Consider the following 12,772-nt stretch of genomic DNA (forward strand, 5'->3'; position numbering starts at 1 on the left):
CCTGTCCGAAAACCGACATGACGGGAAAAAATCGGCGGTCGATCCGGTTGCATCGGCCACCCGCTTGCCAGCCCGGCCTCGCACCTATTAACTCGCGCCATGGCCTTCACTTTCAGACAGTTGCAGTATTTCGTCGCCGTTGCCGAACAGGGGTCGATCACCCGTGCGGCGCAGAACCTGTCGATCTCGCAATCCTCGATCACCGAGGCGATCAAGGAGCTGGAAGGCGATCTCGGCGTCGAGCTCTTCGACCGGCATCCGCGCGGCCTGTCGATCACCCACAACGGCCACCAGTTCCTGCGCCACGCCACCAAGATCCTCTCCAATGTCTCGGACGCCCGCCGCAGCTTTTCCGACAGCCGCGAGGAAACCGGCGGCAAGCTCAATCTCGGCGTCACCTCGCTGGTTGCCGGCTACGTGCTTTCCGATCTGCTCGCCCGCTATCGCCGCGCCTGCCCCGGCGTGGAAGTCAGCGCCATCGAGGACAACGGCTCCTATCTCGAACATCTGCTGATCGGCGGCGAGCTCGATGTCGCCGTCATGGTCATATCCAACCTGCGCGACCGCATGGCGCTGCAGGCGGAGATTTTGGAGACCTCGCCCTATCGCCTATGGCTGCCGATCGGACATCCCTTGGTCAGCGCCGACATCATCTCCGTCAGCGATATCGCCAAGGAACCGCTGATCATGCTGACAGTGGACGAAATCGAGGAGAACACCGGCAAGCTTTTGTCCGCACTTGGCGCCCGCCCGCATGTCGCCTTCCGCACCCGCTCGGTCGAAGCGGTGCGCAGCCTGGTGGCGACAGGCGCCGGCATCGCGCTTTTGCCTGACCTCGTCTACCGCCCCTGGTCGCTGGAAGGCGACCGCATCGAGAGTCGCGACGTGTCGGGCGCGCTTCCCGTCGTGCAGGTCGGCATGGTCTGGCGCAAGGGCTCCGGCCTGCCACAATCGGCGCGCGATTTCGTCGGCATCGCCGAAGCGCTGAGAAGCGCCAGACCGCGCTAATTCACTAGATTTATTAGTCTTCTCCCGACACTGGCCACACCTTTGGCGTGCCGGTGGGTGACCGATATCGGAAAAACCGAAAGCGACATTCTGTTTAATGAATTTGCGAATACGGTGAAATGAAGGCACGCTTCATCCTGGGAACGAAGCCGCAAAACGCGGCTCAAAACTGGGAGAATTCAGATGAAGCAGATGCTCAAATCCTGCACGGCATTGACCTTGTCGCTCGGCCTTGTCGCCCCGGCCTTCGCGCAGGAGCCGCTGAAGGAACTCGGCAAGGGCGAAGGCGAACTCTCCATCGTCGCCTGGGCCGGCTACATCGAGCGCGGCGAGACCGACAAGGCCTATGACTGGGTCACGGATTTCGAAAAGCAGACCGGCTGCAAGGTCTCGGTCAAGACCGCCGCCACCTCGGACGAAATGGTGGCGCTGATGAACGAAGGCGGCTTCGACCTTGTCACCGCCTCGGGCGACGCCTCGCTGCGCCTCGTCGCCGGCAAGCGCGTCCAGCCGATCAACACCGATCTCATCCCGAGCTGGAAGACGATCGACGAGCGCATGCAGAACGCGCCCTGGTACACAGTCAATGGCGTCCACTACGGCACGCCCTACGTCTGGGGCCCGAACGTGCTGATGTACAACAAGGACGCCTTCAAGGGCGAAGCGCCGAAGAGCTGGAACGTCGTCTTCGAGGAAATGAACCTGCCCGACGGCAAGTCCAATAAGGGCCGCGTCCAGGCCTATGACGGCCCGATCCATGTGGCCGACGCTGCCAACTACCTGATGAAGCACAAGCCGGAACTCGGCATCAAGGACCCCTACGAACTCAATGAAGACCAGTACAAGGCAGCGCTCGAGCTGCTGCGCGGCCAGCGCAAGATCGTCGGCCGCTACTGGCACGACGCAATGATCCAGATCGACGACTTCAAGAACGAAGGCGTCGTCGCCTCCGGCTCCTGGCCGTTCCAGGTCAACCTGATGGAAGCCGAGAAGCTGCCGATCGCCTCGACCATTCCGGAAGAAGGCGTGACCGGATGGGCCGACACCACCATGCTGCACGCCGACAGCCAGCATCCGAACTGCGCCTATATGTGGATGGAGCACTCGCTGTCGCCGAAGGTCCAGGGCGACGTCTCCGCCTGGTTCGGCGCCAACCCGTCGGTCGGTGCGGCCTGCAAGGGCAACGAACTCTTGACCGACGCCGGCTGCAAGACCAACGGCTACGAGGACTTCGACAAGGTCAAGTTCTGGAAGACGCCGGTGACGAAGTGTGAAAGCCAGGGCGAATGCGTGCCCTATCACCGCTGGGTCTCCGACTATATCGGCGTGATCGGCGGCCGCTAAGCCGTCAGACCTATCGCAAGCATTTGCCCCTCACCCTGACCCTCTCCCCGCACGCGGGGAGAGGGAACGCCCCCGGCCAAACCGTAGGGCGTGAACTTGAGGCAAGACGCCCGCCGCATGTCCCCTTCGCCCCGCCTGCGCGGAGAAGGCGCCGGCAGGGCGGATGAGGGGCCACATTTCCCGGAGCCATACAATGACCACCGCCGTTCTCTTCGACAATGTTTCCCGCCACTTCGGCGCCGTGCGCGCCGTTGATGGCGTGAACCTCGAGATTGCCGAGGGCGAGTTCTTCGCCATGCTCGGCCCCTCAGGCTCCGGCAAGACCACCTGCCTGCGCCTGATGGCCGGCTTCGAGCAGCCGACCGGCGGCCATATCGAGATCTTCGGCGAAACGGCGGAGGGCGTGCCGCCCTATCGCCGCAGCGTCAACACCGTCTTCCAGGACTACGCGCTCTTCCCGCACCTCTCGATCCTCGACAACGTCGCCTATGGGCTGATGGTCAAGGGTGTCGGCCGCGAGGAGCGGCGCAAGGCGGCCGAGGACGCACTCGCCATGGTGAAGCTGCCGGGCTATGGCACCCGCCGTCCCGGGCAACTCTCCGGCGGCCAGCGCCAGCGCGTGGCGCTCGCCCGGGCACTTGTCAACAAGCCCAAGGTGTTGCTCCTCGACGAGCCGCTCGGCGCGCTCGATCTGAAGCTGCGCGAGCAGATGCAGGAGGAACTGAAGAGCCTGCAGAAGTCGCTGGGCATCACCTTCGTCTTCGTCACCCACGACCAGGGCGAGGCGCTGTCGATGGCCGACCGCATCGCCGTCTTCAACGATGGCCGCATCCAGCAGCTTGGCAGCCCGGAAGACGTCTACAAGCAGCCGAAGACGCGGTTTGTCGCAGATTTCGTCGGCTCGTCCAACGTGCTGCCGCAAAAGCTCTGCCAGCGGCTCGGGCTGAAGGCACCCTTTGCGAGCCTGCGTCCCGAAGCGATCGTCCTCGCCCAGCCGGTAGATGGCGCGCTCAGCCTCTCGGGCACCGTCTCGGCCCATAGCTTCCTCGGTGCCGTCAACCGTGTCGTCGTCGATGTCGATGGCGCCCGCGTCGCGGTCGCCAGCCCCGCAGCGCTCGCCGTGCCCGCGCTCGGCAGCCCCGTCACCATCAGCTTTGCCGCAAACGAGCTGCACCCGATGGAGGACGCATGACCGCCTTTGCCGAACCCCTCGTTCTGCCTGAACGCCGAGGCCCCGCCGGCCGCCTGTCGGACTTCTTCTGGAAGCACCCGCATCTGCTTCTGTTGATCATGCTCGCCCCGCCGCTGCTCTGGCTCGGCGTCGTTTATCTCGGCTCGCTGTTTGCGCTTCTGCTCCAGAGCTTCTTCTCGATCGACGATTTCTCGGGCCTGATTAACTACGAGTTCACGCTCGCGACCTATCGCCAACTGCTCAGCGAAACCAATCTCGACATTATCCTGCGCACCGTGCTGATGGCGGCGACCGTCACCGTCGCTTCCGCCGTCATCGCCTTCCCGATCGCCTATTACGCCGCGCGCTACGCACAGGGGAAATGGAAGGTGCTCTTCTATCTCGGCGTGATGCTGCCGCTCTGGTCGAGCTATCTGGTCAAGATCTATGCCTGGAAGCTGATTTTGGCCAAGGAGGGCATCCTCACCTGGTTCTTCGAAAAGCTGCATCTCATGTGGCTGCTCGACGGCTGGCTGTCGCTACCCGTGGTCGGCGGCAACTCGCTCTCGGTCAGCTACACCGGCACCTTCATCGTCTTCGTCTATGTCTGGCTGCCCTTCATGATCCTGCCGATCCAGGCAGCGCTGGAGCGCGTGCCCGGCAACCTGATCGAGGCCTCCTCCGATCTCGGCGGCACGCCGGCCCAGACCTTCCGCTACGTGCTCTTTCCGCTGGCCCTGCCCGGCATCGTCGCCGGCTCGATCTTCACGTTCTCGCTGACGCTCGGCGACTACATCATCCCGCAGATCGTCGGCTCGTCGCGCCTCTTCATTGGCCAGGCCGTCTATGCCCAGCAGGGCACGGCCGGCAACATCCCGCTGGCTGCCGCATTCACGGTCGTCCCGATCGTCATCATGGGCGCGTACCTCTTCGTCGCCAAACGCATGGGAGCCTTCGATGCGCTCTGAACGAAACCGCTCACCGATGGGCCTGAAGATTGCGGCCGCCGCCGGCCTCGCCTTCCTGCACCTGCCGATCCTCCTGATCTTCCTCTATGCCTTCACGACGGAGGAAAAGAGCTATCAGTTCCCGCCGCCGGGGCTGACGACGCAATGGTTCGCCGTTGCGTGGAACCGGCCCGACGTCTGGGCGGCGCTGACGCTTTCGGTCAAGGTCGCCTCGATCGCAACCGCGGTCGCGCTGGTGCTCGGCACGCTCTGCGCCGCAGCCGTCAGCCAGACGCGCTTCTTCGGCCGCGAGACGGTCTCGCTGCTCGTCATCCTGCCGATCGCGTTGCCCGGCATCATCACCGGCATTGCGCTGCGCTCCGCCTTCTCGATGGCCGATATTCCGTTTTCCTTCTGGACCATCGTGCTCGGCCACGCGACCTTCTGCATCGTCGTCGTCTACAACAATGCGGTCGCACGCTTCCGGCGGATTTCCGGCTCGCTGATCGAGGCCTCGATGGACCTTGGCGCCGACGGCTTCCAGACCTTCCGCTACATCATCCTGCCCAACATCGGCACGGCTCTGCTTGCCGGCGGCATGCTCGCCTTCGCGCTCTCCTTCGACGAGGTGATCGTTACCACCTTCACTGCCGGCCAGCAGTCCACGCTGCCGATCTGGATGCTCGAAGAGCTGATCCGCCCGCGCCAGCGGCCGGTGACCAATGTGGTTGCCATGGTCGTGGTGCTCGTCACTTTCCTGCCGATCCTCGGCGCCTACTACCTCACCCGCGACGGCGACCAGATCGCCGGCGCCGGCAAATAACTCGACTATCAAGGGAGAACAGACATGGACACCCAACTGCTGATCGGATCGCGCTTCGAGGCCGGCACCGAGGCCGACGAACACATCCTGAACCCGCGGACGGGCGGCAAGATCGTCGATCTGCCGGAAGCCTCGCATGCCCAGGTCGAGGCGGCCGTCGACGCTGCTGAAAGCGCCTTCACCAGCTGGTCGCAGACGACACCGGCCGAACGCTCCAACTATCTCTTGAAGATCGCCGATGCGATCGAGAAGGATGCGGACGGCTTTGCAGCCCTCGAGGCGCTCAACTGCGGCAAGCCGATCAACGCGGTCAAGAACGACGAACTGCCGGCGATCGTCGACTGCTGGCGTTTCTTTGCCGGCGCCGTGCGCAACCTGCACGCCCCGACCGCAGGCGAATACCTGCCCGGCCACACCTCGATGATCCGCCGCGATCCGATCGGCATCGTCGGCTCGATCGCGCCGTGGAACTATCCGCTGATGATGATGGCCTGGAAGCTGGCGCCGGCGATCGCCGGCGGCAACACCGTCGTCTTCAAGCCATCCGAACAGACGCCGCTGACGGCGCTGAAGCTGGCCCGCGTGCTTGCCGACATCCTGCCGGAAGGCGTGGTCAATGTTGTCAGCGGCCGCGGCGAAACCGTCGGCAATGCGCTGATCAACCATCCGAAGATTTCGATGGTCTCGATCACCGGCGATATCGCTACCGGCAAGAAAGTGCTGGCGGCGGCCGCCAAGACCGTGAAACGCACCCATCTGGAGCTCGGCGGCAAGGCCCCGGTCATCGTCTATGACGACGCCGACCTCGAAGCGGTGGTCAACGGCATCCGCACCTTCGGCTATTACAATGCCGGCCAGGACTGCACCGCCGCCTGCCGCATCTATGCCGAAGCCGGTATCTACGAGAAGCTGGTCGCCGACCTCACCTCGGCGGTCTCGACCATCCGCTACAACCTCGCCGACGACACCGAAAACGAGATCGGCCCGCTGATCTCGCGCCGCCAGCGCGATCGCGTTGCGAGCTTCGTCGAGCGCGCCGCCGACCAGAAGCACATCGAGATCACCACCGGCGGTGCCGCCGGCAGCTCGGACGGCTTCTTTTTCCAGCCGACGGTTGTGGCCGGCGCCACGCAGGAAGACGAGATCGTGCGCCGCGAAGTCTTCGGCCCCGTCGTCTCCGTTACCCGCTTCACCGGCAAGGACGATGCCGTCGCCTGGGCCAACGACAGCGACTATGGCCTCGCCTCCTCCGTCTGGACCAAGGACATTTCCCGGGCGATGAAGGCCGCCTCCCGCCTGCAATACGGCTGCACCTGGATCAACACCCACTTCATGCTGACCAACGAGATGCCGCATGGCGGCGTCAAGCAGTCGGGCTACGGCAAGGACATGTCGGTCTACGCGCTCGAGGACTACACCGCCGTTCGCCACATCATGATCAACCACGGCTGAGGCTCACCGCCCCGGGCGCGGAGAATGCATGCAAACGAAACAAACGGGAGGAGTTTGCGATGTACCGTCGTCAATTGCTTGTTGCCGCTGGAGCCCTCGGCCTCAGCGCCCTCGTGCTCACGCCGGCGGCGTTTGCCGCCGACGCGGCGCCGGATGTGGTCGCGGCCTATGTCGCGGCCTGGAATGCCCATGACTCGAGCAAGGCCGCATCCTACTTCGCCGATGACGTCACCTATTACGACGCGTCGGTCGGCAAGCCGGTCACCGGCAAGGATGCAGCCAAGACCGGCGTCATCGACAATTTCCTGAACGCGGTGCCTGATGCCGTCTGGACCATGAAGGGTGATCCGATCGCTAGCGGCGACAAGGTCTCCTTCGAATGGGAGTTCTCCGGCACCAATTCGGGCGCCTGGGCCGACGGCACGGCCGCGACCAACAAGAGCTTCAAGTTCACCGGCGCCTCGGTCTTCACCGTCAAGGATGGCAAGATCGCCGCCCAGAATGACTATTACGACGCGCTCGGCTTTTACAAGCAGCTCGGTCTGATGCAGTAGGCGAGCCGAGCGGCGGTTTCGCCGCTTCGATGGCCGCAGGCTTCGGCTTCCGGCCATCGTCTCTTGGCTTCAAATCATGAATACAAAACTCATAAATGACTTGCACCGGAAAAAATCTTGAGTAACACGATCACCTTATGAGTTTCTGACCACGCTCAGAAGGTATCGCATGCTTGCAGGACGGCGTTCTTCCAAGGCTCCATTACCGATCGGGCTTACCCGCGCGCGGGTGACGTCTTGACGGCGGCCGTGTCCGAACCGGTCGTCGCGACAGGCGGCCCCAAGGCGCTGTCGGTCGCCTTTGCCGGCACCCATGCCTGGTGCAATGAGAAGATGGTGCTCTCGGACGAGCTTTCCGACGGCATGGCGCTGCCGGACTTCTTTGCCTCCGGCGCCTTCGACCGCGCGCTCGATATCTACACGGAGAAATCCGGCGCCAGCGACCGCCGTGCCGTCGCCTCCATGTGGTCGCTCTACTATTTTTCGAGCCTCACCATTCCCTATCTCGTCGCGCGCGTGCTTGACGATCAGGTGCTGCCCGTCGCCTTCGATCAGATGAAGGTGGCGCTCGCCGAGGATGGCCTGCCGCGAACCTTCGGTGTCGCCACACTGGGCGACTGGCAGAAAGCGGACGATAGCGACGTTTTCGCCACGCTTGCCCCCCTGATGCAGGGGCATCTGCGTGAGGTCGTCAGTTATCTCAAGTCCGTCGGCGGCATAGCCCCGAAGCTCGCTTGGAACAATGCGCTCGTCTATATCGACTATGCGCTGCGCGCCTCCGGCATCGAGCCGCTGAACGCGCAAGCCGACGCGCTGATCGGCAGCAAGTCCCTGCCGGACGGCACACCCAATCCCTTCTTCGATTGCCTGCGGCACGAGGAGGAAGATGGCGCCCGTGTCTGCCGGCGCAAGATCTGCTGCCTGCGCTATCTGCTGCCCGGCGTCCCGAGCTGCGGCAGCCTCTGCGCCCTCCCAAGCCAAAGGAACCAATAGGTTTTGTCTTCCCGCTTCCTCTTCCCGGCCGCCCTGCGGCTGACGCTCGTTTTCATCACCGCCCTGCTCTTTGCTGTCTCCGCCCGCGCCGAAAGCAACTGGCCGATGACCGTCACCGATGCGGTCGGCCGCGAGGTGACGATACCGGCAAAGCCGAAGGCGATCCTGCTTGGAAGCGGCTTCAATCTCGTCGCCCTGTCGCTCATCCATCCCGATCCCGTCAGCCTGCTTGCGGCCTGGTCCGGCGACATGAAGACCGACAACCCCGAGATCTACGAGAGCTTCCGGCGTAAGTTTCCTGATATCGCCGACGTGCCGCAGATCGACGATGGCACCGGCCCGGGCCTCTCCTTCGAGACGCTGCTGACGGTGAAGGCCGATCTCGCGCTGCTCAATAACTGGCAATCCGACACTGAGTCCGGCAGGCGCGCCATCGAGTATCTGACCGGCATCGGCGTGCCCGTGGTGGTGGTCGATTTCAACAACGACGCGCTGACCGGCACGCCGCGCATGATGCGTCTGCTCGGCCGCATCCTCGAACGGGACGAACAGGCAGAAGCTTTCGCCCGGTTCTACGAGGACAAGCTCAAGCTGATCCGCGACCGCATCGCCGCCAAGCCGGAACCGCGCCCGCTGGTGCTGATGGACGCCTTCCCCCAACCCGACCGCTGTTGCTGGGCCTATGGCACCGGCGGTCTCGGCGAATTCCTGACGGTGGCCGGCGGCCGCAATTTTGCCGAAGGCGTGCTGCCGCGGCCGGGCGGGACCGTCAACGCCGAGGCGATCATGGCCGCCAATCCGGAAATCTATATCGCCACCTCCTCGCCCGGCGGCAAATACGGCACGCTCTCGATCGGCCCCGGCGTCAGCGAAGACGAAGCGCGCGAGACGCTGGCCCGCACCATCGAGGCGCCGGCGCTGAAGACCATCCGCGCCGTCGAGGAAAAGCGCGTGCACGGTCTCTGGAACTTCTTCAACGCGATCCCGCTCAACATCGTCGCCGCCGAAGCCTTCGCCACCTGGATCCGGCCGGATCTGTTTGGCGATCTCGACCCCCAGAAGAGCCTTGCCGAGATCAACGCCCGCTTCGCCGCGGTGCCGTTCGAGGGCACCTACTGGGTGGACCTGACACCCGCCAGATAGGGAGACGCCCTGCACACGCGAGCGCGGACCCACACGGCATCGTCACGCGTGTTCACCAATTCGTCAGGGTGCTTCCTTTCGTCCGACGCCCCGGCGTGTTGCCAGTCGGCGCCCACCCTATATAAAGGCCAGGTGGTGTAGCGCGCCGTTCCAAAAGGCGAGCGTCGCTGTAACACGTTGATCGGCTGCACGATTTCTCTGTTGCGTCGATTCCGGACCAAGGAATGATGCGGGGTTGAGGAGGATCTTGATGCTATGGTTGATCGCGTTACCGCTGGGTCTTGTCGTGGTGTATCTGGCAGCGCGCTTCAGCCGCTTTCGTCATTGGGCCGAACCGATCCTCTCCGTCGCCGTGGCGCTCGGCCTGCTCGTCGCCTTCATCATCTGGTTTGCCGACCGCGACGGTCGCACGCCGGCCGCGCCGCCGCCCGTTGAGACGACCCAACCGGCCGGCCTCACGGCCGCCGACGTTGCCCTCGAAGGCCTGACCTTCGAACAGAGCCAGCCGGAGAGAAGCTTCCGGCTGCGCGGCACGGTGACGAATAAAGGGCCGCAACTGCTCGAATATTTCCGCCTCGCGGTAACGCTCGAAAACTGCCCTGACGGCAATTGCGAGACGATCGGCAATGACACCGCACTCATCCTCGCCCGCGTGCCGGCGGGCCAGAGCCGTTCGTTCGAAACCTTCCTCACCTTCCCCAACCGCGAGGGCGAAAGCCTGACGGCGCCGAAATGGACGACCGAGATCCAGGAAGTCCGCGGCGCCAACCGGTAGTCGGCGGCGCGGGAGCGGAAGCGCCTGAACGGTAGCCCCCGTCTGCCCTCGCCCGACCGTCAAGCCGCTGCCGGTCGCTGCAACGCCTCGACGAGCTTCGCCGTCGACAACACCTCGGCAAATTCCGCCCGCAAGGTCGCCACGTGGGCGCGGTGGATTTCGCGCGCCGAGATGACTCCGCCTTCGCCGTCCGGCTGGTCGAAACAATCGCAGGCATCCTCGACGAGGATCATTCGGTAGCCGAGATTGGCGCCGACGCGCACCGAGGTCGAGACGCACATGTCGGTAGAAATGCCGAAGGCGACGACCGTCTCGACGCCGAGACGACGCAGGCGCAAGTCGAGGTCGGTGCCGATAAAGGCGGCGTTGACGCCCTTGGTGACGAGTGCCTCGTCTCCCATCGGTCCGAAGCCCGGCCGGAAGCCGTTGCCGGGCGCGCCGAGGGAAAGCGTCGAGCCGGGCATGACGCTGTCGTGGCGCACGTGAATGACTGGTCGGCCGCTTGCCCGCCAGGCGGCAAGAAGCGCAAGGCCGTTTTCATCGACCGCCTCATTCCAGCGACGCGGCCAGGGGGCGCTGTCAAAGGCCTGCTGCATGTCGATCGGCAGCAGCACGGCGTTGTCGGGGACACTCATTTTGGGCATGGCAAGGCTCCTTGGTTGTAGGGAGACGCTATCTTGCCTATCGTCCGATTTCACTGGACACGATGACGCCTGACCGGACATATGTCCGGAAATGGCGACAAGGAGGCGACGTTTTGACGGAAATCGATGAAAAGGATCGCCTGCTTTTGGCAGCGCTCAGGCAGGATTCGCGCCAGAGCCTGGTGGCACTGGCCCGCCACAGCGGCCTTTCGCGCAGCGCGGCCCATGACCGGCTGCGACGGCTGGAATCCAAGGGCGTGATTGCCGGCTACACCATCCGCCTCGGCATCGAAGACCAGAGCCCGACCGTCAAATCGCTGATCGCGATCACTTTCCAGCCCGGCAAGAACTGCGACCATATCGTGCCGCATCTCTCGGCCATGCCGCCCATCGTCACCTGCTGGTCGCTCGCCGGCGCCACCGACCTGATGGTGCTGGTCGAATGCGCCTCCAACGGCGATCTCGACACCATCCGCCGCCAGATATCGATCATCCCGGGCGTCGCGACGGTGCAGACGCACGTGGCGCTGAGGACGCATTTCAACCGGCGGGACTAGGCAAACGAAATGCGTCGCCGGCACGCTTGCAACGGCGACGCGATTTGCCTGCAGCTTGCCGCTCAGGCCGGCCGGCTGATCTCGTCGAGATACCAGTTGATGTAGCGCAGCTCGTTCTGCTCCATCGGCGCGATTGGGCCTGGCACAAAGTAGTGCGAGCGCACGCCCCGAGCGGTGTGCTCGATGATCGCCTTGTCCTCGTCGGTCGTCACCTTCCAGAGCCAGGTGAGCTTTTCCAGATCGTAGTCGCGCCCCTCCTCGGCCTTGCCGTCGACGAGCCAGATCAGCTCCATCTCCGAGGTTTCGGCCGTCTTCGGGATGAAGCGGTAGATCATGCCGTGGTCCGGATAGCAGACGAGGAAGGTGGTGCCGCCCAGATGGATCGAGGTGACGCCGCCGTCGAAATCGGTGAAGCGGCCCATCAGCGTGCTCAGCGCCTGCCCGTCCTTGCTGCCGGTCTGGACGCCATCATAGAGCGCGTAGCGGAAGGCATGAATGGTCTCCTTGCCGCCGGTGGAATTCTGCCAGTGATTGCCGGAGGCGACCTCGATGCCGAGCGCGCAGGTGCGCGCCTCCATCCTGGCGTTCAGTTCCTCGATCAGGTGCAGCGGCTGTTCCAGCGCATGGGTTTCGGAATATTCCGGATGCGCCGGCCCGCAATGGTAGCACTCGACATAGTTTTCGACCGCAAGCTTCCAGTTGGCGTCGATCGCATAGCTCTGACGATGGGCGATCTTCGCCGATCCCCAGCCATACTGGCCGCAAGTCGCACGCAACAGGCGCTCGACTTCGGAGAAATCAAGCGGCTCGGCGGCAAAGGAGATGAAGATCAATCCTTCGACGACACGCACGTTGAGCTTCTTCAGGCCGTGGTCCTCGCGCTTGAAGTCCTTGGGCATCAGCCGCGCCGCCTTCAGCGCGCCATCATTGCCATAGGTCCAGGCATGGTAGGGACAGATGAAGGCACGGGCATTGCCCTTGTCCTTGGTGCAGACCTCGGCCCCGCGATGACGGCAGACATTGAGCATCGCATGGATCTCGCCGCTTGCCGTACGGGTGACGATCACCTGCTCGGACGCCATGCGGAAGACCTCGAAATCATTGGCGTTGGGGATCGCGCTTTCATGGGCGACGCAATGCCAGTGACGCCGAAAAACCCGCTCGAGGTCCCGTTCATAGATCTCCGGGTCGAGGTAGAAGGCGCGGGCAAGCCCATGGCCCGGACGATGGCCGGCGACCAGCTGATCGATGCGGTCGCCCGCAACTGTCGTATCCTTAAGCTCCGATGCGAGCATGGACTGAACTCCAGAAAGAAGACCGGAAACCCGCGATCCGGCACGCGTATTTTCGTTGTGCCTCGA

General features: G+C 63.9%; 13 protein-coding genes. 11 read left to right on the plus strand and 2 right to left on the minus strand.

Features of this window, described 5'->3' with window-relative positions:
• Nucleotides 1-99 precede the first annotated feature (99 nt).
• The 10 genes from AC3WVQ_RS11985 to AC3WVQ_RS12030 all read left to right on the plus strand — a co-directional run bounded on the left by AC3WVQ_RS11985 (nt 100) and on the right by AC3WVQ_RS12030 (nt 10,210).
• Nucleotides 100-1,008 (plus strand): LysR family transcriptional regulator, encoded by a 909-nt coding sequence (locus AC3WVQ_RS11985; protein WP_029742595.1) that lies wholly within the window; start codon nt 100-102, stop codon nt 1,006-1,008.
• A gap of 183 nt (nt 1,009-1,191) precedes the next feature.
• A complete protein-coding gene (locus AC3WVQ_RS11990) occupies nt 1,192-2,352 on the plus strand; it encodes an ABC transporter substrate-binding protein (protein ID WP_029742594.1) in 1,161 nt (386 codons plus the stop codon).
• A 193-nt stretch (nt 2,353-2,545) separates the two neighbouring features.
• Nucleotides 2,546-3,544, plus strand: a complete 999-nt coding sequence (locus AC3WVQ_RS11995; RefSeq protein WP_029742593.1) for an ABC transporter ATP-binding protein — start codon at nt 2,546-2,548, stop codon at nt 3,542-3,544.
• Complete coding sequence (locus AC3WVQ_RS12000; RefSeq protein WP_060515874.1) at nt 3,541-4,491, plus strand: ABC transporter permease; 951 nt, start codon at nt 3,541-3,543, stop codon at nt 4,489-4,491. Before AC3WVQ_RS11995 ends, AC3WVQ_RS12000 begins: the two co-directional genes overlap by 4 nt.
• Entirely contained in the window at nt 4,481-5,293 is an 813-nt protein-coding gene (locus tag AC3WVQ_RS12005) for an ABC transporter permease (RefSeq protein WP_034792091.1), read from the plus strand. The genes AC3WVQ_RS12000 and AC3WVQ_RS12005 overlap by 11 nt, the downstream gene beginning before the upstream one ends.
• A 24-nt stretch (nt 5,294-5,317) precedes the next feature.
• On the plus strand, nt 5,318-6,745 hold the full coding sequence (locus AC3WVQ_RS12010) for a gamma-aminobutyraldehyde dehydrogenase (protein ID WP_034792090.1): 1,428 nt from the start codon (nt 5,318-5,320) through the stop codon (nt 6,743-6,745).
• Between the two features lie 59 nt (nt 6,746-6,804).
• Nucleotides 6,805-7,299 carry an ester cyclase gene (locus AC3WVQ_RS12015; RefSeq protein ID WP_060515873.1) on the plus strand — a complete coding sequence of 165 codons (495 nt, stop codon included), beginning with the start codon at nt 6,805-6,807 and terminating at the stop codon, nt 7,297-7,299.
• A gap of 333 nt (nt 7,300-7,632) precedes the next feature.
• On the plus strand, nt 7,633-8,292 hold the full coding sequence (gene fhuF / locus AC3WVQ_RS12020) for a siderophore-iron reductase FhuF (protein WP_090294481.1): 660 nt from the start codon (nt 7,633-7,635) through the stop codon (nt 8,290-8,292).
• A 33-nt stretch (nt 8,293-8,325) separates the two neighbouring features.
• Entirely contained in the window at nt 8,326-9,435 is a 1,110-nt protein-coding gene (locus tag AC3WVQ_RS12025; protein ID WP_034793544.1) for an ABC transporter substrate-binding protein, read from the plus strand.
• A 250-nt stretch (nt 9,436-9,685) separates the two neighbouring features.
• On the plus strand, nt 9,686-10,210 hold the full coding sequence (locus tag AC3WVQ_RS12030; RefSeq protein ID WP_060515871.1) for a hypothetical protein: 525 nt from the start codon (nt 9,686-9,688) through the stop codon (nt 10,208-10,210).
• Between the two features lie 59 nt (nt 10,211-10,269).
• Here AC3WVQ_RS12030 and AC3WVQ_RS12035 read toward each other — a convergent pair whose 3' ends face one another.
• Nucleotides 10,270-10,854 carry a cysteine hydrolase family protein gene (locus AC3WVQ_RS12035; RefSeq protein WP_089043398.1) on the minus strand — a complete coding sequence of 195 codons (585 nt, stop codon included), beginning with the start codon at nt 10,852-10,854 and terminating at the stop codon, nt 10,270-10,272.
• A 113-nt stretch (nt 10,855-10,967) separates the two neighbouring features.
• Between AC3WVQ_RS12035 and AC3WVQ_RS12040 the strand changes: the two genes are divergently transcribed.
• Nucleotides 10,968-11,411, plus strand: a complete 444-nt coding sequence (locus AC3WVQ_RS12040; protein WP_226020607.1) for an Lrp/AsnC family transcriptional regulator — start codon at nt 10,968-10,970, stop codon at nt 11,409-11,411.
• 62 nt (nt 11,412-11,473) lie between these two features.
• Here AC3WVQ_RS12040 and AC3WVQ_RS12045 read toward each other — a convergent pair whose 3' ends face one another.
• A complete protein-coding gene (locus tag AC3WVQ_RS12045) occupies nt 11,474-12,706 on the minus strand; it encodes an aromatic ring-hydroxylating oxygenase subunit alpha (protein ID WP_090294368.1) in 1,233 nt (410 codons plus the stop codon).
• Nucleotides 12,707-12,772 lie beyond the last annotated feature (66 nt).

It is taken from the genome of Ensifer sp. EB106-05-01-XG146, from assembly GCF_058791875.1.

What these genes read in the sequence shown, in the direction of transcription:
- fhuF (WP_090294481.1), top strand. Translation starts at nt 7,633, where the DNA reads ATGGTGCTCTCGGACGAGCTTTCCGACGGCATGGCGCTGCCGGACTTC.
- AC3WVQ_RS12030 (WP_060515871.1), top strand. Translation starts at nt 9,686, where the DNA reads ATGCTATGGTTGATCGCGTTACCGCTGGGTCTTGTCGTGGTGTATCTG.
- AC3WVQ_RS12035 (WP_089043398.1), bottom strand. Translation starts at nt 10,854, where the DNA reads ATGCCCAAAATGAGTGTCCCCGACAACGCCGTGCTGCTGCCGATCGAC.
- AC3WVQ_RS12045 (WP_090294368.1), bottom strand. Translation starts at nt 12,706, where the DNA reads ATGCTCGCATCGGAGCTTAAGGATACGACAGTTGCGGGCGACCGCATC.
- AC3WVQ_RS12000 (WP_060515874.1), top strand. Translation starts at nt 3,541, where the DNA reads ATGACCGCCTTTGCCGAACCCCTCGTTCTGCCTGAACGCCGAGGCCCC.
- AC3WVQ_RS11995 (WP_029742593.1), top strand. Translation starts at nt 2,546, where the DNA reads ATGACCACCGCCGTTCTCTTCGACAATGTTTCCCGCCACTTCGGCGCC.
- AC3WVQ_RS12015 (WP_060515873.1), top strand. Translation starts at nt 6,805, where the DNA reads ATGTACCGTCGTCAATTGCTTGTTGCCGCTGGAGCCCTCGGCCTCAGC.
- AC3WVQ_RS11990 (WP_029742594.1), top strand. Translation starts at nt 1,192, where the DNA reads ATGAAGCAGATGCTCAAATCCTGCACGGCATTGACCTTGTCGCTCGGC.
- AC3WVQ_RS12005 (WP_034792091.1), top strand. Translation starts at nt 4,481, where the DNA reads ATGCGCTCTGAACGAAACCGCTCACCGATGGGCCTGAAGATTGCGGCC.
- AC3WVQ_RS11985 (WP_029742595.1), top strand. Translation starts at nt 100, where the DNA reads ATGGCCTTCACTTTCAGACAGTTGCAGTATTTCGTCGCCGTTGCCGAA.
- AC3WVQ_RS12010 (WP_034792090.1), top strand. Translation starts at nt 5,318, where the DNA reads ATGGACACCCAACTGCTGATCGGATCGCGCTTCGAGGCCGGCACCGAG.